Raw genomic sequence first — 23,714 nt, forward strand, 5'->3', positions numbered from 1 at the left:
CAATTGACTCTCGCTAATCCTTAAAATAAGATAAATTTTCTAGAAAAATATTGTAATAATATTTCAGTCTAGTTAAGATTATTGAGTAAATATTACTTTTATTACAAAAGGAGAGAGAAAATGAAAAAAAGAAAGAGGCGAAACTTTAAAAGGTTCATTGCAGCATTTTTAGTGTTGGCTTTAATAATTTCATTAGTGCCAGCCGATGTACTGGCAAAAACCACAGAAGAAGAGAATGGAAATCGTATTGCTGCCGATGATCCAGAAGAAACTCTTCAGAAAGAACAATCTGAGGAAGCTGTACCTTTTGATCCAAAAGATATAAACAAAGAGGGTGAGATCACCTCTGAAAGAACAGAAAATACAAAACTCTATTATGAAGGTGACGGTGTCTATAAACAGGAAGTATACCTTGATCCTATTCATACAAAGGAAACACCTGATGCCGACTGGGAAGACATTTCTCCTGAGTTAAAAGAGTCGACAAGCAAACAAGTCCAGACAGAGAACGCTATTTTGAATTCAGATTTTCAAAAGCAAATGAAGAACGGGCTTTATGCGACTTTTGAGCATAATGACCATAAGGTTACATATTCACTTGTAGAAGCGAAAGGCCCGAATAAAACTTCACTTACTCCGAAAGATACCTCAGCAGATTATAAGACTGACAGTAATGAGATTGTGTATCCGGATGTTTTTCCGAATATTGATCTTCAGACTTTCACATTCAATGAAAACATAAAAGAAGATTTAGTCCTTCATCAGTATGATGGATACAACACATTTACATTTCAGTTAAAAACCGATTTGCAGGCTAAAGAACAAGAGGATGGATCCATTGATTTTTCTGATGAAAAAGGCAAAGTTGTTTTTTCTGTGCCTAAACCTTTTATGACGGATTCAAAACTAGATGAGCTTTCCGGCGAGGTTGAACGGTCAGACAAAGTCAGCTATAAGCTAGAAAAGAATGAAGAAGGGTATTTGCTTCATCTTACGGCAGACGAGAACTGGCTGAAAGACCCAGAACGCGTATATCCAGTATCTATCGACCCGTCAACTTCTTTATCTGTTTCATCGGATACGTTTGTCATGAGTGCCTACCCGACGACGAACTATTCGGCCTCCTCACAAAAATGGGATGCTAATTTAAAGGCCTATGTACTGAAAACGGGCTATTATGACAAAACAACAGGCACAAACTATGCGTTCATGAAATTTAACAACCTAAAGCCAATTCAAAATATGACTGTCACTAAAGCTACATTAAAAACATACGTAGCCCATTCCTATTATGGAACAAAGGCAACCGGTCTTTGGCTGGATACGGTCAACAGCAATTATGATAATGCAAAAGTGACATGGAACACCAAACCGGCATCTAAAAATATCGGAAAAGCCGACGTCCATAAAGGACAGTGGGCGAGTTATGATGTGACCGCTGCTGTAAAGTCATGGAACTCCGGCGGGGCCAACTATGGGTTTAAGCTTCATACAAACGGAAACGGTAAGGAATACTGGAAAAAACTAATTTCTTCAGCGAACTCCGCCAATAAACCGTATATTGAAGTGACGTATACCATACCAAAGGGAAACACCCCTACAATTAAAGCCTATCACAATGGTGATTCCACTGGTTATTTTGATATCAGTTGGAAAAAGGTTGAAGGTGCGAAAGGGTATAAGGTATGGATTTACAATGGTAAAGAATATCAAGCGATCTCTACAGGCAACGTCACGTCGTGGAGCACAAAAGGGAAAAAAATCTGGCCTACGAGCGCAGAAATTGCCTCCAAGCGATATAAACTGCATCTGGACGGCAAGGATGGAGCTGAATTGGCATTAGACCCATCCCCGGTCTATAAGAACTCCGGCGGAAGCTATGCCACAAGCAAAAACTATTGGATTGGCGTCAGTGCGATATTTGACCAAGGTGAAGGAGCGATGTCCGCACCGGCAAAGCCCGTTATCCCTAATGTAGGAAAAGCACAAGCACCGTCAGCAAAGGGCTACAATAATGGGAATGCCACAGGATACTTCGACCTTTCTTGGAAAGCTGTATCCGGTGCAACCGGCTATAAGGTTCAGGTGTTCAATGGGAAAGGCTTTGAGACACTTGATCTCGGAAATCAGACGTCTTGGACCACAAAAGGGAAAAAGATCTGGCCGACAAGTGCAGAAATCAAGGCGGGAAAATATGCTCTTCACCTAAAGGACGGAAGCGGAGCAGAGCTGCCGATCAATCCCGGACCAACCTATAAAAACGCCGGGGGAGATGGAGCCAAAAGAAATTACTCGTTTAAAATTATCGCATACAACAAAGACGGCGAAGCGATTGCATCCCCGGCTGCTAACCCGGCACTTCCTGATATCGCTAGGCCAAAGAATGTAACTGGCTATTTGTATACAAATACAAAATCGAGTCAAACGGGTTATGTGAATTTGATATGGGAAAAGGTTCAAAATGCGAAAGGCTATAAAGTTAACATTTACAACGGTAAGGAATATCAGTCCTTTGATGTGGGTGACGCGGATCATTGGACAACCCAAAATAAAAACATTTGGCCGACTTCTGAGGAAATCAAAGCCGGAAGCTATAAGCTTCATACAGATGGAAAAGGCGGGGAATTAGCCCTCGATCCGTCACCTGTCTATAACAATGCAAATGGAAATTACAAAGGGAAGAAGAATTATTCTTTCACGCTTGTCGCTTATGATGCGAATGGTGAAACGATTCCGACAGCGCCCTTTAACCCAACGTTCCATGAAGGCGCAGAATTCCTTGGGACAGAAGAATACTGGTCTATCATTGATATCCCAAGCGGCCAGTTAAATGGTGCGACAGGCAATGTCATTGTGAATGAAGAAGATTTGTCAATTGACGGACGCGGTCCGGGACTTGGCTTATCGAGAACCTACAACAGTCTTGACAGCTCTGATCACTTATTTGGGCAAGGCTGGTATGCTGATGCAGAAACATCTGTCATCTCAACGGATGGCGGGGCAATGTATATCGATGAAGACGCTACGACACATCGATTCACGAAAAAAGCCGATGGCACGTATCAGCCGCCGACCGGTGTATATCTTGAATTAACAGAAACAGCTGATCAGTTCATATTAAAAACAAAAGATCAAACCAATGCTTATTTCAATAAAAAAGGCGGCAAACTCCAAAAAGTAGTGGATGGCCACAACAATGCAACTGTCTATACTTACAATGACAAAAATCAACTGACCGCCATTACAGATGCATCAGGCCGCAAGCTTGCATTTACCTATGATGAAAACGGCCATGTGACTTCCATCACCGGACCTAAGAATAAGAAAGTCACCTACTCATATGAGAATGATTTGCTGAAGAAGGTTACAGATACAGACGGGACTGTCACAAGCTATGACTATGATGGCGAAGGGCGCCTTGTCAAACAATATTCAGCCAACAGTACCGAAGCAAAGCCTGTCTTTACCGAATATCAGTATAATGGACACCGTCTCGATAAAGCGATTAACGCTAAGAAAGAGACATATGTCTATAGCTATGATGCTGATAAAAAGACGCTTCTCATGACACAGCCGAATGGCCGGAAAGTACAGTACGGCTATAATGAAGCGGGAAATCCGATTCAGGTCATTGATGATGCGGAAGGGTTAAAAATTACAACGAATACAAAGTATGAAGGCAACAATGTTGTAGAAGATGTCGATCCAAACGACGTCGGCACCGGAAAAGCAACGGAAAGCTATCAATATGACAAAGATGGCAACGTTACGTCTGTTAAAGACGCATATGGAACTGAGACATACGAATACAACAAAAACAACGATGTCACAAAAATGAAGGATACCGAGGGCAATGTCACGGATATTGCTTATGACGGACTGGATGCTGTATCCGAAACCGATCAGAGTGGAAAATCATCGTCAGCAGCCGTTTATGATAAATACGGAAATCTGATTCAATCCAGCAAAGATTTATCAGCTTCAACTAATATTTTGAAAGATGGAAGCTTTGAAGCACAAAAATCCGGCTGGAATATGACTGCTTCTAAAGACAGCGGCAAAATCTCAATTATCACCGATAAAAGCGGGGTTCTTTCCGGATCAAAGGCATTGGAAGTCTTGAGCCAATCAACGTCTGCCGGAACAGATCATGGGTATTCGTCAGCAACACAAACAGTTGAGCTGGAGCCGAATACAACCTATACATTAAGCGGGAAAATCAAAACAGATCTTGCGAAATCAAGAGCCTACTTTAACATTGATTTGCGAGACAAAGATCAAAAACGAATTCAATGGATTCACAATGAATACAGTGCATTAGCCGGAAAAAATGACTGGACAAAACGGCAAATCACTTTTACGACTCCAGCGAATGCAGGAAAAGCTGTTGTGTATATGGAAGTCGATCATAAAGATAAAGATGGCAAAGGAAAAGCATGGTTTGATGAAGTCCAGCTGGAAAAAGGCGAAGTATCATCGAGCTATAACCCAGTTCAAAACAGCAGCTTCACATCAGCAACGGAAAACTGGAATGTAAGCGGGACATCCGTTGATTCTGAAGAAGGCTTTAATGATGATGTATCGTTAAAAGCTGCCCGGACCAGTGCGTCCCAAGCCGGATCAGTAACAAAACAAACCGTTGTCTTAGGGCAAAGCGCAAATGACAAACCGGTTTATCTCACACTGACAGGCATGTCGAAAGCAAGCAGTGTCAAGTTTACAGATGAAAAAGACTATTCTCTGCAGGCTAATGTCACTTACGCGGACGGCAGCACAGGTGTATACAATGCCAAATTCCCTTCTGGAACACAGGAATGGAACCGGGCTGCAGTTGTTATACCGAAAACAAAGCCGATTAATAAAGTGGACGTTAGCATTCTGTTCCAAAAGAGTGCGACAGGCACAGTCTGGTTTGATGATATCCGTCTGATTGAAGGAAGCCTTCTGACAAAAAGCACGTACGACAGTAATGGCAACTATGTGACCAAGGAAGAGGACGAACTAGGTTTCTCCACTTCAACTGATTATGATGAAACTGGTAAGAAAACGTCTGAAACGGATGCAAAAGGTGAAAAAACAACCTATACGTATGATCAGGCAGACCAATTGACAAACATGACGCTCTCTAACGGCACGTCTATCCTTCACAGCTATGATAAGGAAGGCAATGAGGTAAGCAAAACCATCCGGGCGGGAGCAGATCAAACCTATAAATACGAATATGATGTGATGGGCAAGCTTGTCAAAACAACTGATCCTCTGGGCAATGTGTTAGCAAGCGAATATGATGCCAACAGCAACCTGACCAAAACCATTTCACCAAATGGCAACGAAGTGTCTCTTTCTTATGATGGAACAGACCGGGTGAAATCAAAGTCGTATAACGGTACAGAAAAGTACAATTTCACGTATGACAAAAATGGAAATGAAACGTCGGTCGTCAATAAAGAGCAGAACACCACAAAAAAACGGACATTTGACAATAAAAACCGTTTAACCGAATTGACTGACCGCGGCGGCAGCCAAACTTGGACATATCCTAGTGACTCCGATAAGCTGAAAACCTTCTCGTGGAGCCATGGGGATCAAAAAGGAACGAATCAATTTACGTATAACAAGCTGGACCAAATGATTGAGATGGAAGACAGTACATCTTCCTATTCATTTGATTATGATGAAAATGGAAACGTCCAAACCTTTATTACGGGCAACGGCGGTGGAACAAGTTTTTCATATGACGAAAGAAACCTTGTAAGCTCGCTGCATATCGGCGACAAAAATGGCGGAAGCATTCTGACAGAAAGCTATGAATACGACGCCAACGGCAATCGCACAACGATAAACAGCTCAGCAAGCGGCAAGGTGCAATATGAGTATGGGAAGCTGAATCAGCTTGTCAAAGAAACCCATGAAGACGGTACTGTTATTGAATACACATATGATGGATTCGGAAACCGGAAAACCGTTACAACTGTAAAAGACGGTTCGAGCAAAACGGTGAACGCCTCTTTCAACATCATGAACCAGCTGACAAAAGTCAATGAAGAAAGCATCTCGTACGATAAAAACGGCAACCGCACATCCGACGGCAAATTCACATATACGTGGGATGCAGAAGACAACCTGACCGCCGTTACCAAAAAAGGCGAAGACAAGCCATTCGCAACGTATAAGTATGATGAAAAAGGAAACAGAATCCAAAAAACGGTCAACGGAAAAGTCACGAATTACTTCTACGACGGAGACAGCTTGAACGTCTTGTATGAAACAGACGCAGACAACAACGTCACAAAATCATACACGTACGGAGACAGCGGCCAGCTGTTTTCCTACACAGAAAATGGCAAGAAATATTTCTATCACTACAACGCACACGGCGATGTCATCGCGATCTCAGACAGCACTGGAAAAACGGTTGCCAAATATCAGTACGACGCATGGGGAAATCCAACAAAAACCGAAGCAAGCGACGAAGTGAAAGACAACCGCTACCGCTACGCAGGCTACCAATACGACGAAGAAACCGGCCTGTACTATCTCATGGCCCGCTACTACGAGCCAAGAAACGGCGTGTTCCTATCGCTCGACCCAGACCCAGGTAGCGACGGAGACTCATTGGATCAGAATGGGTATGCTTATGGAAATAATAACCCTGTGATGAATGTTGATCCGGACGGGCATTGGGTATGGCTTGTGGTAAATGCCGGATTTGCAGCCTATGATGGATATAAGGCATATAAATCAGGTAAAGGATGGAAAGGTGCTGCTTGGGCAGCTGCTTCTAATTTTGGTCCTGGGAAGATATTTAAGGGTGCTAGTCGCGCCTATAAGTTTACGAAGAAGGCAGTTAAAATCACAGGTCATACAAGACATGGACTTAATCAATCTATAGGAAGAAATGGAGGCCGTGGAGTCAATTTAAGGGCCAAACTGAATGCTGTGCGAAGCCCTAAAAAAGTAATAAAACAACCTAATGGGGCAACGAAATATGTTGGAAAAAAAGCTACAGTTGTTTTAAATAAAAGGGGTAAAGTAATCACAGCTTATGGAAGTTCAAGAGCTAAGGGTTCTAAACACGTATTCCATACACACGGAAAAGGAAATAAATCTAAGAGAAGGCGTTAATAAGGTTAAGCGAGGGGGGGATGACAACTACCCTCACTTAAACTTTAAATGAGGAGGAAATATGGCCAAAATAAAAGATGATTGTATAGAACTTGAATTAACACCGAGAAGGTATCAAGAGTTGGACGATGATCCATTTATTTTATCTGTATTTGAATTGTTGGAAAATAAGAAAGCCGTCGTTCGCGATTTTTCTGCTGTTTTATTAGAAAGTGAATATAAGGTGTTGATATCTGGGATCGAAACTATGATAAAAGGAAATCAAGACAGTATCAGTTTAGAGACTATTGAACCATTCTTATTTCTTAGTATTGATCAAGAAAACGGAAATTACAGAATTAAGATTAAAATTATATTTGATGATTATAAAGAAAGTAAGTCGAACTCCAACTTGTTCGAAATTAATTGTAATGAAGAAAAGCTAGAGTCTTTTGTGACCGCTTTAAAATTAAATCTTGAAAATACAAAAAATCCTTCTAAACTTCCTTAATTATAAATAATTTCTGCATTGGATAAAAATGGGGCATTTATTGATGGAACATTAAATAAGAGATGTTACCATCCTCTCTTATTTGTATGACAAAAGAATCTAAAAATATAGAATTGATTGGGATGAAGAGGATTTGCCAAAAAGGTTCCCAGCGTTTTGTGAAAAGCCCACTGGGTGAGTTTTAAGCAGTTGAAGATAAAGCTTGTATCGATAAGCGATACAAGCTTTTTTAGAACAAATCTAAACATGAACGACAACGAAAACAAGAGAATGATGAATCAATTTAAAAGAACTTGAGAAATTGACAGCGGAGGGAATGCGGCTCATGCAAAAAAGATTGATCGAAAAACTCGCCGAGAATAAAAGACGTTTATTGATGAGCGAAATCAGAGAAAAACTAGTCCCTTGTGCAGAAAGAGGCTTCACTTATCGTTTTGCTGATCTGGCGCAAAGCAGGCAATTGCTTGAGCTGGTTTTATCAAATTCAATACCAGCCAACACCCGTGAGGTTGATGCCCTCGAAAAAACGGAAGCGAAACAGCTGATCTGGAAAATATCTCAGTCATATGTTGCTTACGATGACCGGGACGTTCTGCTGTTTCATCAATACAGCAGCGAAATTGGTGCGTTAGTTTGTTCTTTTGGAAAATGTCTCGAGCACCTTGACTGCTTATTGGAGTGTATTGAGTTCGATGAAGGGATTCTCAATCATAGTTTTATTTTGGTTGAGCCTAAGTGCCAGTTTGGTTTATGTATATTGCACACGGAATACGGATGTGAGCTTGTTTATTGGTAGATTGGAAACCTTTTGGAACATATCTTTTACGGAAAAAGCTTCAATATCTAAATATCAGTACGGTGCTTTGCATACTAATAACAAATCATTTAGTACTTGAATACGTGGTGATCAAATTGAGCGAGCCAAAGCTAATAGAATGCATAAATAAAATCAAAAGTGTCTTAAATGGACAAACAACAAGAGAAGAAGTGTCGGATTGGGCTGGAACTTATGTTCATGCGGATGACCCCGAAGTAGAAGATGATAGAGTCTGGAGTATGTTAATCCTTCTAAGTGGGATTGATTTGAAAGATTCTCCTGAAACTTATTTACATTCAACAGATGATTTGAATGATTGGATCAAACAATATATGGAGTAATTTGTGTTTGGTGGTAAGGTGTTATTGATTAAAAAAGAGGCAGGAGATGACAATGTACAAAACAATTAGTGAATGGGTTGATTACATTGATGAGGGGTGCAGTGTCCTTTATTTAGATTTTAATGTGTTTAAAAAAGAGCTCTCACTTAATATAAAGGTTTTTGAAAGTGAAGCTGAATATACCCATAAAATATTATTTCAAAATGTGGCATCCGCTTATTATAGTGCAGATGTTGGCGACATGAGATTGGAAAAAATAGATCCGGAAGAATACAATTGGCAAGTATTTGAGATGAGTTATCATCCAGAAGGAATCGGGAATCTATCAAATTCTATAATTCCGGAGTATCAATCAAATGCTAACTTTCTTATTGACATGAACAGAATGCTGATTGCTATAGAAGCTGAAACAGTTCGCTTTGATGATCAATCGTTTTATGCATACCAATTAAACACTAAATGATTTAAGACTGAATTGGAAAGTAGCTTTATATCAAAACGATTAATGAAACTAGGCTGTCCGTTACTAATAGCTAATAAATGCTTAATTATCACTTCATTTCTAAACTGGGAGCATAACAAATGAAAAAATTAAAAATGAATAAAATTATCAACATGGACACCCAAGATTGTTTTTTCCATGCTGATCCACTGGGGCGTGTCTACATTGGAAAAGGTGTGAAAGGTGATGTGACCATCTCAATCTATGATCCTTCCGGTGATATTCGGGTTTTTAAAGTGAAAGAGCAGATTTCATACAGTGATATCCTGCTCTTTCAACAATGTGCAGATGGCTATGTCTTCGTTTATTACGAATCGTATGAGCCGAAGGTAAAGGTTTTTTCAGAAGAGGGAAGGGTGAAAAGTGCTTTTCACTTACCTTCAGGGGTTTCCTGCTGTCTTTTGGATGAAAAACAACAGCTTTGGGTCGGTTTATGTGATGAAGGTATTTATCATGATGAGAATCCCAACGGCCATAGTGTGTGGTGTTTTACGTTAGATGGTCAGCAGAAGGAAATACACATTGATAGAAAGCTCGAAGAAATGGATGCGCCGGCTGTAGATGATTGTTATGGACTTGCAGAAAAAAACGGCTTGATTTATATGCTGTATTACGGAGACGCAGTCATTGCCGCATTTGATGAAACGGTCGTGAGACGAGTGTGGATTCTGTCGGATAAAGAGCCGGACTCAGAAGCATTTGATCAGCTCGCGATATCCGAAGAAGGTTTTTTGGTTGGGACGTTCAATTGTTACAGTGAAGAGCTTGAGTCGTTTCTTTATTTAATTTCTGCCGATGTGAGTCAAGAGATGAAAGAGATAACATGCTGTGATTCGAACGGTGAAGGCCTAGATGTTCAACAGCTGAAACTGACAAGTAACGCTGTTTACGCAGTGACCTCTTCTGGTGTTTATAAGCATGATATCCAATAAGGTGTAGGGATGAGATTATGATGAATTGGCGCGCTTTAAGTCAGACAAAACAAGACCGCATCTGGTCAGAAGTGAACAAGATCATAAAATGGAAACCCGGAAGCAGATGCCATCACATCATCCCGCCTGATCCATATCGAGTGTTTGATATTTCTAGCGGGATGAGCGGTAAAGCCAGTAATGATGATGTGGTCAGAGTGCTGAATGATTTAGAGACTTCGATTTTAAAAGCATTTCAATCATGTACTGGAAAACACGATGTGATGTACGCATTAGACTGGCAGCATGTCGGATATATCTTTAGCCCTCATCAGACAATGCCTCAGGATGAATTTGGCGAATGGCCTGTTCCGGTATTTCCAAACGGAGATTATTATTTCTTTTTTTATCAGGACTTTTCTTGGGGGCTTTTGGGAGACCCGTGGAAATTGACAATCACTGTGTTTGGTGAAGAGCTGTTGGAGGTGATAGATAATAATCCGCCTATCCTGTTTCAAGATAAATGAGTTTGTTGCGGAGGGAGAGGATCAACGTGCTTCAAAAGCTGAAAAAAAGACAGCAAGTGCTTGAAGAAAAGCCGTACCCTGATGAAATGTACGGCTTTGAAGCGGAAATACATGAGTTTTTTATGCTTGTTGCCGGCAGTTTGGATTATGTCCTGGCGAATAAAAGGATGCCCTGGCATCAGCGGCATTCGTTGGAGAAAAGCTTTTTTGAGCTGTATCCTGAAATACCACCGGCAATGATCAAAAACAATAACGAACTGTATCATCACATTCTCTTGTATGAGCAAGTCAGACAAGAGATTTGCGTTGCGCTATCCAACTGATAAGGGGGAAGGTTTTATGGAAAAAACCTCTATAAGCAGTATCGGCAATTTGGACATGGTTGATCTTAAACCTGACCAAATCGTTACGTCATGCGAACTTAAAGATGCAGAGTCGTTTTATCGTTTTTGGCAAGGGCTTACCTGTGAGCGAATCATGATACAGGTGATAACGACTGGTTCATTTATAGAAGACCTGTCAGAGTTTGTCAAAGGCTATGCTTACAAGGTGACGAAGCTGGCGAAAAGGCAATTTCATTTCCAATGCGTAGTACATGAAGCAGACCGGGATATTGCAGATTTTCTCTTTCTGCTAGCTTCCATCAATTATGATGTTTTTCTGATCACTGATCCTCAACCGGATAAAAGCTATTTTTCAGAAGGGAAGCTCCAATGCCTAACGGACTCAGGCGAACGGATCATATGGTTTGAATACGATGCTGCGGAGATCTATATGGTTGGAGGTAACTAAAAATAGGAGGAATTCATTTGAATATCACACAATACGAGAAATTGAAAAAGCATCTTTCTGATGAGGATACAGGTCCATTTACATTAAACGAGTTTTCTTTCTATATGAAAGAAGATGATCGTTATATTCAAATTCCTGTGTTTGAATGAAAACGATCAGCTCAAACCTGTGACATTCATTTGCGGTTTGAAGACATTAGTGCATCAAAGCTGGATGACCTTGAATCCATCGATGCGGTTGAGTTGGAGATTGAACCGACTGACGATCAATGGGAAAGACTCCGTTATTATGTGTATGATCAAGAAGATCAGATGAGTTTCTATTGCGGAGGTTGGGATGTGATCAAGTGTGACAAGAAGTCACACTGATTTTCCCCTTTTTTGCTTGAGACCCCCCTTTTTAAATATGGCACATCAATTTTATTTTTCAACGCCATTTTTTCTGCATTCAGTCATCATAAAGAAACAATCACCGAGTATGCATTAATGTATGCGTTTTCATAGAGGGGGAGTCTTGATGAAAAAATGGATGGCAACGGTTTTTGTGATGATGTTGATGTTGGGTTTTGACGGGATTGAGAGTGTGAAGGCAGTGGAGCCGAAGGTGTATCAGTTTGACTTTGGAAGCGGTTCGGTGGAGCCTGATTATATTGGTGTCAGGGCGTCTGATCGGTATGACCGATCAAAGGGCTACGGTTTTCAAACACCGGAGAATATGAGGGATGTGGCGGCATCCGGGACTGGTGTGAAGAGTGATGCGGTTCAGTTTTTAGCGTATGGGACGAAAAGCAATAACACGTTTAATGTGGATCTCCCGAATGGGCTTTATGAGGTGAAGGTGACGCTTGGCAATACGGCAAGGGCCAGTGTGGCGGCGGAGGGCGTGTTTCAGGTCATCAATATGACAGGGGATGGCGCGGAGGATACGTTCCAAATTCCTGTCACCGACGGGCAGCTGAATCTACTGGTGACAGAGGGGAAAGCCGGCACCGCTTTTACGCTTAGCGCCTTGAAAATAAAGAAATTGTCTGATCAGCCGGTGACGAACCGAACCATTTATGTCGGCGGCGACTCGACGGTGTGCAATTATTATCCGCTCAACAGCAGCAAGCAGGCGGGCTGGGGGCAGATGCTGCCTCACTATATCGATAAACACACCTTTCAAGTGAGAAACATGGCGTCCGGCGGGCAGATCGCGAGAGGGTTCAGAAATGATGGACAGCTTGAGGCGATCCTGAAGTATATTAAACCGGGAGATTATTTTATATTGCAGCTTGGCATTAATGACACAAATCCGAAGCATAATGAATCTGAAGCGGAGTTTAAAGAGATGATGCGTGATATGATTCGTCAGGTAAAAGCGAAAGGAGCGGACGTCATCCTATCAACGCCTCAGGGCCGGGCAACCGATTTTACTTCTGAAGGCATCCATTCGTCTGTAAACAGATGGTACAGGGCCTCTATTTTAGCTTTGGCCGAAGAGGAAAAAACATATCTCATTGACTTAAATGTCCTCAGCTCGGCATACTTTACATCGATCGGTCCGGAAAGAACACTCGGGCTTTATATGGATGGAGATACGCTGCACCCGAATCGCGCGGGGGCCGACGCACTGGCGCGATTGGCTGTTCAGGAGCTAAAACGCCAGGGAATCGATGGCTTTTAATACATCATTTTTCGTCAAAACACATATGCCTTCGTCAATTAGAGTATAATGAGAACATCTGCAAGAGACAGGAGTTTATACATGAGTCATTTTAAAAACTATCAAATCAGTCATGACATTTTACGAGCATTGGAAGGACTGGGATATACAGAACCGACCAAGGTGCAGCAGAGTGTGATCCCCGCTGCCCTTGAACGAAAGGATCTTGTCGTCAAATCACAGACAGGAAGCGGGAAAACGGCTTCGTTCGGGATTCCTCTCTGTGAGCTGGCGAATTGGGATGAAAACAAGCCGCAGGCGCTTATTTTAACACCGACCCGTGAGCTTGCGGTGCAAGTAAAGGAAGATATCACGAACATCGGACGATTTAAACGGATCAAAGCGACAGCCGTATTTGGAAAATCCTCCTTTGATAAACAAAAAGCTGAGCTTAAGCAAAAAAGCCACATTGTTGTCGGCACGCCGGGACGTGTTCTGGATCATATCGAAAAAGGCACGCTGCCGTTGGATCGTCTCTCTTATTTGGTCATTGATGAAGCGGATGAGATGCTGAATATGGGCTTCATTGAGCAGGTGGAGGCGATTATCAAGCATCTGCCGACTGAGCGTACGACGATGCTGTTTTCAGCGACGCTTCCGCAGGATATCGAGAAGCTGAGCCGTCAATATATGCAAAACCCCGAGCATATCGAAGTCAAAGCGGCCGGCCTAACCACAAGGAATATTGAACATGCGGTGATTCAAGTAAGAGAAGAGAATAAATTTTCATTGCTGAAAGATGTGCTGATGACGGAGAATCCCGACAGCTGCATCATTTTCTGCCGAACGAAGGAGCACGTCAATCAGCTGACCGATGAATTGGATGACTTAGGATATCCATGCGATAAAATTCACGGCGGAATGATTCAGGAAGACCGATTCGACGTCATGAATGAATTTAAACGTGGCGAGTACCGTTACTTAGTCGCGACGGATGTCGCCGCGCGCGGGATTGATATTGAAAATATCTCCCTTGTTATCAACTATGATCTGCCGGTTGAAAAGGAAAGCTATGTCCACCGCACGGGCCGAACGGGACGCGCAGGGAACAAAGGAAAGGCCATTTCGTTTGTCACGGCCTTCGAAAAACGGTTTTTAGCCGACATTGAAGAATATATCGGATTTGAAATCCAAAAAATAGAAGCACCTTCTCAAGAGGAAGTGGCAAGGAAGAAACCAGAATTTCTAGCTAAACTGAATGACCGTCCGGAAAGCAAAAAGGACAAAAGTGAAGAGCTGAATAAAGACATTATGAAGCTGTATTTTAACGGCGGAAAGAAAAAGAAAATCAGAGCCGTTGATTTTGTAGGAACGATTGCCAAAATTGACGGTGTGTCAGCTGACGACATCGGCATCATTACGATCATGGATAACGCCTCATACGTTGAGATTTTAAATGGTAAAGGCCCTCATGTTCTCAAAGTGATGAAGAACACAACCGTCAAAGGGAAACAGCTGAAGGTGAATAAAGCGAATAAATGATGAATGACCTGCTCCCAGTTAAAGGGGCAGGTCATTTTGCTGCTGGCTGACATCGGCGCTGGTCTCCTCCGGAACAAAGGCAAGAATCACAATACCAATTACAAACAAAATGATCAGACTGAACACCGCAGTCGAGGATTTCCCGGTCAGCTGGGCTGTCACGGCAATGAGCAGCGGCCCCATAATTGAGGCGAATTTTCCGAAAATGTTGTAAAAACCGAAGAATTCATTGGCGTGGCGCTTTGGCACAAGCTTGGCGAAATAGGAACGGCTTAGGGCTTGAATACCGCCTTGCGAGGTGGCGACAAGCATAGCCAGTATCCAGAAATCAAGCGTTGTCTTCATAAAATAGGCATACACGCAAACGATCATATAAATGACGATCCCGACGTACAGCATGGTCTTCCCCGTGAAGCGTTCTGCCAGTTTTCCGTATATAATCGAAAACGGTGCAGCGACCACCTGAGTGACAAATAGGATGATCAGAAGGCTTGAGGAGCCGATCCCTAAATCTGATCCATAGGATGTCGACATCGTAATAATCGTGCCGACTCCGTCGATATAAAAGAAATAAGCGAGCAAGAAGAGGAAAAGTGCCCGGTATTGTCTGATCCGTTTCATCGTTTGGCCGAGCCGCTTAAAGCTGTTGATGACAATATGAGGTTCTTTTTTGATGTAATAGCGTTGATGGACATGTTTAATCATTGGGATGGTGAACAGCCCCCACCAGGCAGCCGTTATGAAGAAGGACAGCTGGCTTGCGGCCGATACAGACACTGGAATCGTCTCTGCTTGTGCGAGCAGGATGACAGCAATACTGATGATAAATGGAATCGTGCTTCCAATGTATCCTAAGCCAAAACCCCGTGCCGAGACGAGATTCATCCGCTTCTCAGGCGTAACGTCCACGAGAAAGGCATCATAAAACACATTGGCGCCGGAAAAACCGATAGCCGATATCGTATAAAACAGCAACAATAGCAGCCAATGTTCACTAGGGATAAAGGCGAGCATCGCGGTGCTGGCGACACCGGCTGACACAAAGAAACCGAAGAACTTTTTCTTGCACCCTTCATAGTCGGCGATTGTGCCTAAAATAGGGCCGAGCATCGCAAGAATAAACGTTGAAATCGCAATGGTATAGCCCAAATAGGCAGTCGATTGAGCGGCGCTGACACCGCTTTCCGCAGCTGCTGATTTATAAAATAACGGAAATACCGCGGTGGTCACGACAATTGAGTAAGCAGAATTTGCCCAGTCATATAACACCCAGCTGTTTTCTTGTTTCGTAAAACGTTTCATCATCAGAGCCCCTCTCCGGTAACGATACTTCTATTGTACGAGAAATAGGCCTGAAAAGAATGGAATGCACGTCAATTTTTACAAAATATTTATGTTTTTTCGCTTCAAATCATACTTTTGATTTATTGCTGGGGTTAGGTGTATCTGGTACCATTTAACTATATTTCATGGTATTTTCCAGAAGGGATTCAGCAGAGAGGAGACAGAGCATGAGGCGAATAGGCTTGTGTATAAGCCTGCTGGTCACAGTTCTTGTGATGAGCGCATGCGAAAGTGAAGGTGAGGCTCAGATGTTCGCAGACTGTGATCAAAAGACAGTAAAACAAACCGCAGCCAAACCGATGAGCAGCAAGAAAAAGCAGGATTTCCAAGCCCTCGCAAGCGACAGGCAGCTGGCCATTGTGTTCAGTTCCATGATACAAGTGAGCGAAGCATTTGATTATGGAATCGGCAATCCAGAATACTTCGTGCGAATCAGCATGACTGAAGAAGAAGCAGACATTGCGAAGGAGAATCTCGAATCGATTAAGCTTGAGAACAAATCGCTCAAAAAACAAAACAGCGAGGCGGTCGCCTTGCTTCAAAAAACGCGTAATCAAGACATGAGCCGGATCGAAATTCAGCAGCTGACAGAAAATAGAGCCGCTTTTTTTGAGACCGCAGACAATATGATCAAACTCATCGGCCAAGTCACACCGAAAAACGCGAAGAAGACAAGACAGCAGCTGGATCAGCTGAAAAAACAATATACACAATACAGCGCCGAAAGCGTCAAAATCATGAACAGCATTGTCAAAAAGCAGAAAGCTGACAAGGCATCATTTGAACGCCATCTGGAGGCGCTGCTTCAAAAACAGCCCGGGCAGCAGGTACGGAGTGAATTGTACTGACCAGCTTCCGTCTTTCCCTGATGATATTGACCTAGTACAAAAAGAATGTACAATCAAGATATAGTCTGTTCTTAGTTGAATGGAGGGACATGTCATGAAAATTGCGAAGGTGATCAACAATAATGTGATCAGTGTGGTCAATGAACAGGGGAAAGAATTGGTCGTCATGGGCAGGGGGCTCGCGTTTCAGAAAAAGTCCGGCGATGATGTCGATGAAGCCCGCATTGAGAAAGTGTTCACGCTCGATAACAAGGATGTATCAGAAAAGTTCAAAACCCTTTTGTATGATATACCGATCGAGTGTATGGAAGTATCCGAAGAGATTATCAGCTACGCAAAATTACAGCTCGGCAAAAAGCTCAACGACAGCATCTATGTGTCGCTGACCGACCATATTAACTTTGCCATCCAGCGCAACCAGAAAGGGCTTGATATCAAAAACGCCTTGCTGTGGGAAACAAAACGGCTGTACAAAGACGAATTTGCGATCGGCAAAGAAGCGTTGGTTATGGTAAAAAACAAGACTGGTGTGTCTCTGCCAGAGGATGAAGCGGGCTTTATTGCTCTGCATATTGTAAATGCCGAGCTGAATGAAGAGATGCCCAATATTATCAACATTACAAAAGTCATGCAAGAGATTTTGAGTATTGTAAAATACCATTTTAAGATTGAATTCAACGAAGAATCGCTTCACTATTATCGGTTCGTCACCCACTTAAAATTTTTCGCGCAGCGTCTTTTTAACGGCACTCACATGGAAAGCCAGGACGATTTTTTGCTGGATACAGTGAAAGAAAAGTATCATCGCGCGTATGAATGCACGAAGAAAATCCAAACCTACATTGAGCGGGAGTATGAGCACAAGCTCACAAGTGACGAGCTGCTGTATTTAACCATTCACATAGAAAGGGTAGTTAAACAAGCATAATGAGAGCGCTGACATTTTTATTTTCGTGTGTTCGTTTTTTCTTACATTCACATATGAAAATGGCAGGATTGTTACTGATAAAGCAGGCAAAACCTAAATTACAATGAGTGCGGATCATCTCTGTCTGTGCTGATGGTAATTTAGGTTTTTATTTTTTTCAGGGGGAAGATGAAGATAGTTACAGGATTCAAGTAAGTAAGATTCGGTATTATCATTATTTTGACCGATGTTCCCTTTTAAAAGAATCATGTAAGATCAACATAGAAAACGCTTTCAATGAAAGGGGAATGCCAATATGCCTTATCTGAAACGAGTGTTGCTGCTTCTTGTCACTGGATTGTTTATGAGTTTGTTTGCAGTCACTTCTACTGCCTCAGCTCAAACAGGTGGATCGTTTTTTGACCCTTTTAACGGCTATAACTCCGGTTTTTGGCAAAAAGCAGATGGTTATTCGAATGGAAATATGTTCAACTGCACGTGGCGGGCTAATAACGTATCAGTGACGTCATTGGGTGAAATGCGTTTAGCGCTAACAAGCCCATCTTATAACAAGTTTGACTGCGGGGAAAACCGTTCTGTTCAAACATATGGCTATGGACTTTATGAAGTCAGAATGAAACCAGCTAAAAACACAGGGATCGTTTCATCGTTCTTCACTTACACAGGTCCAACAGATGGAACTCCTTGGGATGAGATTGATATCGAATTTTTAGGAAAAGACACAACGAAGGTTCAATTTAACTATTATACAAATGGTGCAGGAAACCATGAGAAGATTGTTGATCTCGGGTTTGATGCAGCCAATGCCTATCATACGTATGCATTCGATTGGCAGCCAAACTCTATTAAATGGTATGTCGATGGGCAATTAAAACATACTGCAACAAACCAAATTCCGACAACACCTGGAAAGATCATGATGAACTTGTGGAACGGCACGGGTGTCGATGAATGGCTTGGCTCCTACAATGGTGTAAATCCGCTATACGCTCATTATGACTGGGTGCGCTATACAAAAAAATAATGCCAAATGTGAAAGAGCCTGCTGCAATATAGCAGGCTCTTATGATTGTAATGAGAAGTTGTTGGCGTGAATCTTCTATTCACTCATAATATCCTATTTGATCTTCTCCCCTCTGTAAATCACGTACTCACTCAATGCTACGATCAAGCTCATACATTTAGAAAGAAATAATCCCAATCAAAAGTGCGGCAATCGTCATCACAATCGTTGTTCCCACGGCCCATTTAATAGTGAATTTTTGATGGTCGCCAAAGCTGACGCCTGCCATTCCTACCAATAGATAGGTGGAAGGCACAAGTGGGCTGAGCAGATGCACAGGCTGCCCCAGCAAGGAGGCCCTTCCGATTTCAGCGGCGTCTATTCCGTAAGCGGAAGCGGCTTCGGCGATGATGGGAAGGACACCGAAGTAAAAGGCGTCATTCGACATGAAAAAGGTGAATGGCATGCTGACGATCGCAGTGATCAACGGCAGGTGCGGGCCCATGGCATCAGGGATGAGTGAAACGAGAGAATGCGCCATGGCATCGACCATTTTTGTGCCGGAGAGAATGCCTGTGAATATGCCCGCAGCAAACACCATTGAGACAACGTTTAACGCATTACCCGCATGCGCCGAGATTCGTTTCTGCTGCTCTTTGACATTTGGATAGTTGACCATCAAGGCGACGGCGAACGCAGTCATAAAAAGAACAGGGAGCGGCAGCAGGCTGGTGAGCAGTGCGGCCATCAGAGCGACAGTCAGCAGCAGGTTAAACCATTGAAGAGCGGGGCGCTTGAGCGGTGCGGCCTCCGGATCGGAAGACGGTGCGTGATCAATCGAAATGACGCCGAGCCGCTTCCGCTCTTTCTTTCCGAGGATATAAGCAACGGCGATCACCCAGAGAATGCCGGCGATCATAGCGGGAATCAGCGGCGTGAAAACCTCTGACGTGTCCAATTTTAAGGAAGCCAAAACCCTCGCAGTCGGCCCGCCCCACGGGATAATATTCATAACCCCCGAACCGAGCATCGCTATTCCGGCTAACACCAAACGGTTCATGCCGAGCCGTTTGTAGAGAGGCAGCATCGCTGCAATGGTAATCATATAGGTTGTTGTCCCATCTCCGTCCAGCGAAATGGTCATGGTCAGAACCGCTGTGCCTACGGCGATTTTTAACGGATCTCCTTTGACAAACGATAAGATTTTGGCAATGAGAGGATCAAACAGGCCTGAGTCAATCATAATGCCGAAATACAGGATGGCGAATAACAGCATGATACCGGTAGGGGCGAGGTCTGTAACGCCCTGAATCATCATCTCGCCGAGATCTTTGCCAAATCCGCTGATCAGGGCAAACACAATAGGAACGACAATCAAAGCAATAAGAGCGGAAAGCCGGTTAGACATAATAAGGTACATAAAGACAATCATCATCACAAAACCGAGTATGGCAAGCATGATATGACCTCCCCTATTCAACAGCTTTTTTGGTAAGCGCTTCCATCCTTTCTTTCTGTGAAGAAGGCTTATTTCAAATGTGTATGACCGCATATTTATATGTAGACCAAAAATCCTAATGAGCGGATTAGCAGTTTATATGAAGAACGCCACGGGTAAATGTGCTGTAGAATGTTTCGTTTTAAAAAGGGGGAGCAGACATGAGTGATGACCAAAACAAACGTGTAAATGAACACTCAAAGGACGAGCAGCTTGAGCAGTACAGGGCCGATAACAGCGGGAAGAAAATGACGACAAACCAAGGCTTGCGGGTGTCAGAGGATGAGCATTCGTTAAAAGCCGGGGTTCGCGGCCCGACGCTGATGGAGGATTTTCACTTCCGGGAGAAAATGACGCACTTTGACCATGAGAGGATTCCGGAGCGCGTTGTGCATGCGCGCGGATTTGGCGTGCATGGCTTTTTTCAGGTTTACGAACCAATGACGGAATATACACGGGCCAAATTTCTTCAGGACCCTTCGGTGAAGACACCGGTATTTGTCCGTTTTTCTACGGTCGCGGGTTCTAAAGGCTCCGCAGACACGGTGCGGGATGCCAGAGGCTTTGCGACAAAATTTTATACTGAAGAAGGAAACTATGACCTTGTGGGAAATAACATTCCGGTGTTTTTCATTCAGGATGCGATCAAATTTCCGGATTTGGTTCATGCGTTTAAGCCTGAGCCACACAATGAAATGCCTCAGGCCGCGACTGCTCACGATACGTTTTGGGATTTTGTCGCCAATAACCCTGAGTCTGCCCACATGGTGATGTGGACGATGTCTGACAGAGGCATCCCCCGCAGCTACAGAATGATGGAGGGCTTCGGCGTGCACACGTTCCGTTTTGTCAATGAACAAGGAAAGGCACGTTTCGTGAAATTTCACTGGAAGCCGGTGCTCGGCGTGCATTCTCTCGTATGGGATGAAGCGCAGAAAATTGCAGGGAAAGATCCGGATTTCCACCGCCGTGACCTGTGGGAAACAATTGAAAACGGCGGCAAGGTTGAATACGAGCTCGGCGTGCAGATGATTGATGAGGAAGATGAATTCAAGTTTGATTTTGATATTCTTGATCCGACTAAGCTGTGGCCGGAAGAGCTTGTGCCGGTGAAGATCATTGGGAAAATGACGCTGAACCGCAACCAGGATAATGTGTTTGCGGAAACAGAACAAGTCGCATTCCACCCGGGAAATGTCGTGCCGGGCATCGACTTTACAAATGACCCGCTCCTGCAGGGGCGGCTTTTCTCTTATACAGACACACAGCTCATCCGTCTTGGCGGTCCGAACTTCCATGAACTTCCGATTAACCGGCCGGTATGTCCATTCCATAACAATCAATACGACGGCTATCACCGGATGACGATCAATAAGGGACCTGTCGCTTATCATAAAAACTCACTGCAAAACAATGATCCGTCGCCTGCGACAGCTGAAGAAGGCGGCTACGTCCACTATCAGGAAAAAGTCGAGGGCAAAAAAATCCGACAGCGAAGCGACAGCTTCAACGATTATTACTCACAGGCGAAGCTTTTCTGGAACAGCATGTCTCCTGTGGAGAAACAGCATATCATTTCTGCTTTCTGCTTCGAGGTCGGGAAGGTCAAAAACAAAGACGTACAGCGGCAGGTCGTTGATGTCTTCAGCAATGTCGATGCAGATTTAGCAGAAGAAATCGCCAAAGGAGTAGGAGTGGCGGCGCCCGCGAAGCGTAAAGCATCTAAAGAAATTCTTACTTCGCCTGCGTTAAGCCAAGCCCGTACAGTGAAAACCGCGTCAACAAGAAAAGTCGCTGTACTCGCCGGAAACGGATTTCATGAAAAAGAGCTGCAAACAGTGCTGGACGCCTTAAAGCAAGAAGGAATCACAGTGGATATCATCAGTCAAAATCTGGGGTATATGACAAGCGGCAGCGGACAGCAGCTTGAGGCCAGCGGCACGTTCCTGACGGTTGATTCTGTTCTGTATGATGCCGTCTATGCTGCAGGAGGGCCGGAGTTAAAAGACAACAAACAAGCGATGGCGTTTATCAGAGAAGCTTACAATCACTACAAGGCGATCGGTGCGGCAAATGAAGGAATTGACCTTCTTCAATCCTCTGTCGGGACAACAGAGGGGCCAGGCATTGTAACAGCTGAAGAAGAACCTGACTACACCGCTTTCAGCAAGGCATTTATCGATGCGGTTGCTGCTCATCGCCATTGGGATAGACGAATTTGATCGGCTCCTGTATCTTTAAGGAAGATACTTTTCATAAGGAGCATGGCAAATGAACGAAAAACAGCTCGCTGAAGCTTACGAACGCGATGAAAATATGATGATTTTGGTGTTTGCCCAATGGTGTGTAAACCATGATCTTGATCCGATGGAGCTGTACGCCAAAGCGTATCCGCAGCAAAAGCTGAATGAAAGCTTGAAAAAAACCATGGACGATCTGGTCGTGCCAAAACACGAAGCAGAGCACATTCCGGACCAGACTGTCATTGCGGTATTAGAGATATTCGGAAATACAGATTTGGCACAAGCCGTTCATGAAGCGATTTCTGGGCGCAAACAGTAAAAAAAGAGACATCCTGTGTCTCTTTTTTTATTGGGAAAATCATGCTGTTAGACCTAGAAACTTCTTTCGATTTAATCAGTCTATAAAAGTGTGTATTGCTTAAATAAGGGAATGATAAACAACGACATCAAAGGAGGAGATTGTATGAAATGGAATAAAATGCTGAAAGCCGCGGGGATTGCAGTCTTGCTTTTTTCCGTATTTGCATATGCGGCCCCATCTTTAAACGCAGTTCAAACGAAAAAACCGACCGTCAGCACCCATACGTACAAAAAGATCAAGGAATTAAAGTATCCACAAGTGCATCACATCGGGAATGCTGCGTTTGAAAAGAAAATCAATCAAGAGCTGAAAGCCTACATTGAACAATCGTATCAGGAATACCTGAAAAACAAAAAAGCAGGCGAACAGCAGGGCTTTAAAACGGAATATCAAACATCCTTCAGCGTCAAATACAATGCGGCAGGCAAGCTCAGCATTCAAACACTCAATTATATCTATTCAGGGGGCGCCCACGGTTTAACGTCTGTCCAGTCCTTCAACTATGACTTGAAAGCACAAAAGCGGGTGACGCTGGATCAGATTCTGAACACCAAAACAAAAGTCAGCAAAACGAGAGATTATCTATATAGCTATATCAAAAAACACGATGAGCTGTTTTTCCCTGATGTTAAGAAAGAGGATATAACCCTAAACAAAGACACAATGTTTTACTTTACGGCAAACGGGATCGCCATCGTCTTTGGCCAGTATGACTTGGGGCCTTATGCAGCGGGAATCCGGAATGTGCAGGTGCCAGCCTCTATTTATCAATAATGAAAAGAGCCATATCCGAAAAGG

The 23,714-nt window shown here is 43.3% G+C and carries 21 protein-coding genes and 1 pseudogene; 20 read left to right on the forward strand and 2 right to left on the reverse strand.

Annotated features, from left to right (window positions below):
• Positions 1-120 precede the first annotated feature (120 nt).
• From wapA to dbpA, 14 genes and pseudogenes are all read left to right on the forward strand, one after another.
• Positions 121-7,125 carry a tRNA nuclease WapA gene (wapA, locus tag BGM23_RS01965; protein ID WP_046664022.1) on the forward strand — a complete coding sequence of 2,335 codons (7,005 nt, stop codon included), beginning with the start codon at positions 121-123 and terminating at the stop codon, positions 7,123-7,125.
• A gap of 61 nt (positions 7,126-7,186) precedes the next feature.
• On the forward strand, positions 7,187-7,615 hold the full coding sequence (gene wapI / locus BGM23_RS01970; RefSeq protein WP_003227169.1) for an immunity protein WapI: 429 nt from the start codon (positions 7,187-7,189) through the stop codon (positions 7,613-7,615).
• Between the two features lie 325 nt (positions 7,616-7,940).
• The gene (locus tag BGM23_RS01975) at positions 7,941-8,411 is read left to right on the forward strand and encodes a YxiF family protein (protein WP_015714982.1); all 471 of its coding nucleotides are present in this window, start codon (positions 7,941-7,943) and stop codon (positions 8,409-8,411) included.
• Positions 8,405-8,773 (forward strand): hypothetical protein, encoded by a 369-nt coding sequence (locus BGM23_RS01980; protein WP_015714981.1) that lies wholly within the window; start codon positions 8,405-8,407, stop codon positions 8,771-8,773. The genes BGM23_RS01975 and BGM23_RS01980 overlap by 7 nt, the downstream gene beginning before the upstream one ends.
• A 46-nt stretch (positions 8,774-8,819) precedes the next feature.
• Complete coding sequence (locus BGM23_RS01985; protein WP_015714980.1) at positions 8,820-9,236, forward strand: YxiG family protein; 417 nt, start codon at positions 8,820-8,822, stop codon at positions 9,234-9,236.
• A 119-nt stretch (positions 9,237-9,355) separates the two neighbouring features.
• A pseudogene (locus BGM23_RS21200) lies at positions 9,356-9,682 on the forward strand (DNA-binding protein); the annotation flags it as partial.
• Positions 9,683-9,754: 72 nt separating this feature from the next.
• Positions 9,755-10,207 carry a hypothetical protein gene (locus tag BGM23_RS21205; RefSeq protein WP_074794406.1) on the forward strand — a complete coding sequence of 151 codons (453 nt, stop codon included), beginning with the start codon at positions 9,755-9,757 and terminating at the stop codon, positions 10,205-10,207.
• Positions 10,208-10,224: 17 nt separating this feature from the next.
• On the forward strand, positions 10,225-10,713 hold the full coding sequence (locus tag BGM23_RS01995; protein ID WP_074794375.1) for a DUF2716 domain-containing protein: 489 nt from the start codon (positions 10,225-10,227) through the stop codon (positions 10,711-10,713).
• Between the two features lie 26 nt (positions 10,714-10,739).
• The gene (locus BGM23_RS02000) at positions 10,740-11,036 is read left to right on the forward strand and encodes a YxiJ family protein (RefSeq protein WP_015714977.1); all 297 of its coding nucleotides are present in this window, start codon (positions 10,740-10,742) and stop codon (positions 11,034-11,036) included.
• Between the two features lie 16 nt (positions 11,037-11,052).
• The gene (locus tag BGM23_RS02005; RefSeq protein ID WP_015714976.1) at positions 11,053-11,505 is read left to right on the forward strand and encodes a hypothetical protein; all 453 of its coding nucleotides are present in this window, start codon (positions 11,053-11,055) and stop codon (positions 11,503-11,505) included.
• A 17-nt stretch (positions 11,506-11,522) separates the two neighbouring features.
• The gene (locus BGM23_RS02010) at positions 11,523-11,654 is read left to right on the forward strand and encodes a hypothetical protein (RefSeq protein ID WP_015714975.1); all 132 of its coding nucleotides are present in this window, start codon (positions 11,523-11,525) and stop codon (positions 11,652-11,654) included.
• Between the two features lie 30 nt (positions 11,655-11,684).
• Positions 11,685-11,873, forward strand: a complete 189-nt coding sequence (locus BGM23_RS21210; RefSeq protein WP_044052424.1) for a hypothetical protein — start codon at positions 11,685-11,687, stop codon at positions 11,871-11,873.
• A gap of 148 nt (positions 11,874-12,021) precedes the next feature.
• A complete protein-coding gene (locus BGM23_RS02015) occupies positions 12,022-13,170 on the forward strand; it encodes a rhamnogalacturonan acetylesterase (protein ID WP_015714974.1) in 1,149 nt (382 codons plus the stop codon).
• 81 nt (positions 13,171-13,251) lie between these two features.
• Entirely contained in the window at positions 13,252-14,691 is a 1,440-nt protein-coding gene (gene dbpA / locus BGM23_RS02020; protein ID WP_046664021.1) for an ATP-dependent RNA helicase DbpA, read from the forward strand.
• 18 nt (positions 14,692-14,709) lie between these two features.
• Here dbpA and BGM23_RS02025 read toward each other — a convergent pair whose 3' ends face one another.
• Positions 14,710-15,996, reverse strand: coding sequence for an MFS transporter (locus BGM23_RS02025; RefSeq protein ID WP_074794371.1), 1,287 nt, complete (start codon positions 15,994-15,996; stop codon positions 14,710-14,712).
• Positions 15,997-16,202: 206 nt separating this feature from the next.
• On the opposite strand from BGM23_RS02025, the gene BGM23_RS02030 reads away from it, so the two are divergent.
• The 3 genes from BGM23_RS02030 (at position 16,203) to bglS (ending at position 18,835) form a co-directional block, all read left to right on the forward strand.
• Entirely contained in the window at positions 16,203-16,883 is a 681-nt protein-coding gene (locus BGM23_RS02030) for a hypothetical protein (RefSeq protein WP_046664020.1), read from the forward strand.
• A gap of 94 nt (positions 16,884-16,977) precedes the next feature.
• Positions 16,978-17,811, forward strand: coding sequence for a transcriptional antiterminator LicT (gene licT, locus BGM23_RS02035; protein WP_003242598.1), 834 nt, complete (start codon positions 16,978-16,980; stop codon positions 17,809-17,811).
• 295 nt (positions 17,812-18,106) lie between these two features.
• Positions 18,107-18,835 carry a beta-glucanase gene (gene bglS, locus BGM23_RS02040; RefSeq protein WP_021480986.1) on the forward strand — a complete coding sequence of 243 codons (729 nt, stop codon included), beginning with the start codon at positions 18,107-18,109 and terminating at the stop codon, positions 18,833-18,835.
• A 157-nt stretch (positions 18,836-18,992) separates the two neighbouring features.
• Here bglS and citH read toward each other — a convergent pair whose 3' ends face one another.
• Positions 18,993-20,273, reverse strand: coding sequence for a citrate transporter CitH (citH, locus tag BGM23_RS02045; RefSeq protein WP_046664019.1), 1,281 nt, complete (start codon positions 20,271-20,273; stop codon positions 18,993-18,995).
• Between the two features lie 200 nt (positions 20,274-20,473).
• Here citH and BGM23_RS02050 point away from each other — a divergent pair, with 200 nt between their 5' ends.
• The 3 genes from BGM23_RS02050 (at position 20,474) to BGM23_RS02060 (ending at position 23,690) form a co-directional block, all read left to right on the forward strand.
• On the forward strand, positions 20,474-22,534 hold the full coding sequence (locus BGM23_RS02050; protein WP_046664018.1) for a catalase: 2,061 nt from the start codon (positions 20,474-20,476) through the stop codon (positions 22,532-22,534).
• Between the two features lie 49 nt (positions 22,535-22,583).
• Positions 22,584-22,874, forward strand: a complete 291-nt coding sequence (locus BGM23_RS02055; protein WP_003227209.1) for a hypothetical protein — start codon at positions 22,584-22,586, stop codon at positions 22,872-22,874.
• A gap of 144 nt (positions 22,875-23,018) precedes the next feature.
• Positions 23,019-23,690 carry a DUF3298 and DUF4163 domain-containing protein gene (locus BGM23_RS02060; RefSeq protein WP_046664017.1) on the forward strand — a complete coding sequence of 224 codons (672 nt, stop codon included), beginning with the start codon at positions 23,019-23,021 and terminating at the stop codon, positions 23,688-23,690.
• Positions 23,691-23,714: the final 24 nt, after the last annotated feature.

The sequence above is a fragment of the Bacillus sp. FJAT-14266 genome, from assembly GCF_001719225.1.
GTDB classification, from domain to species: Bacteria; Bacillota; Bacilli; order Bacillales; family Bacillaceae; genus Bacillus; species Bacillus subtilis.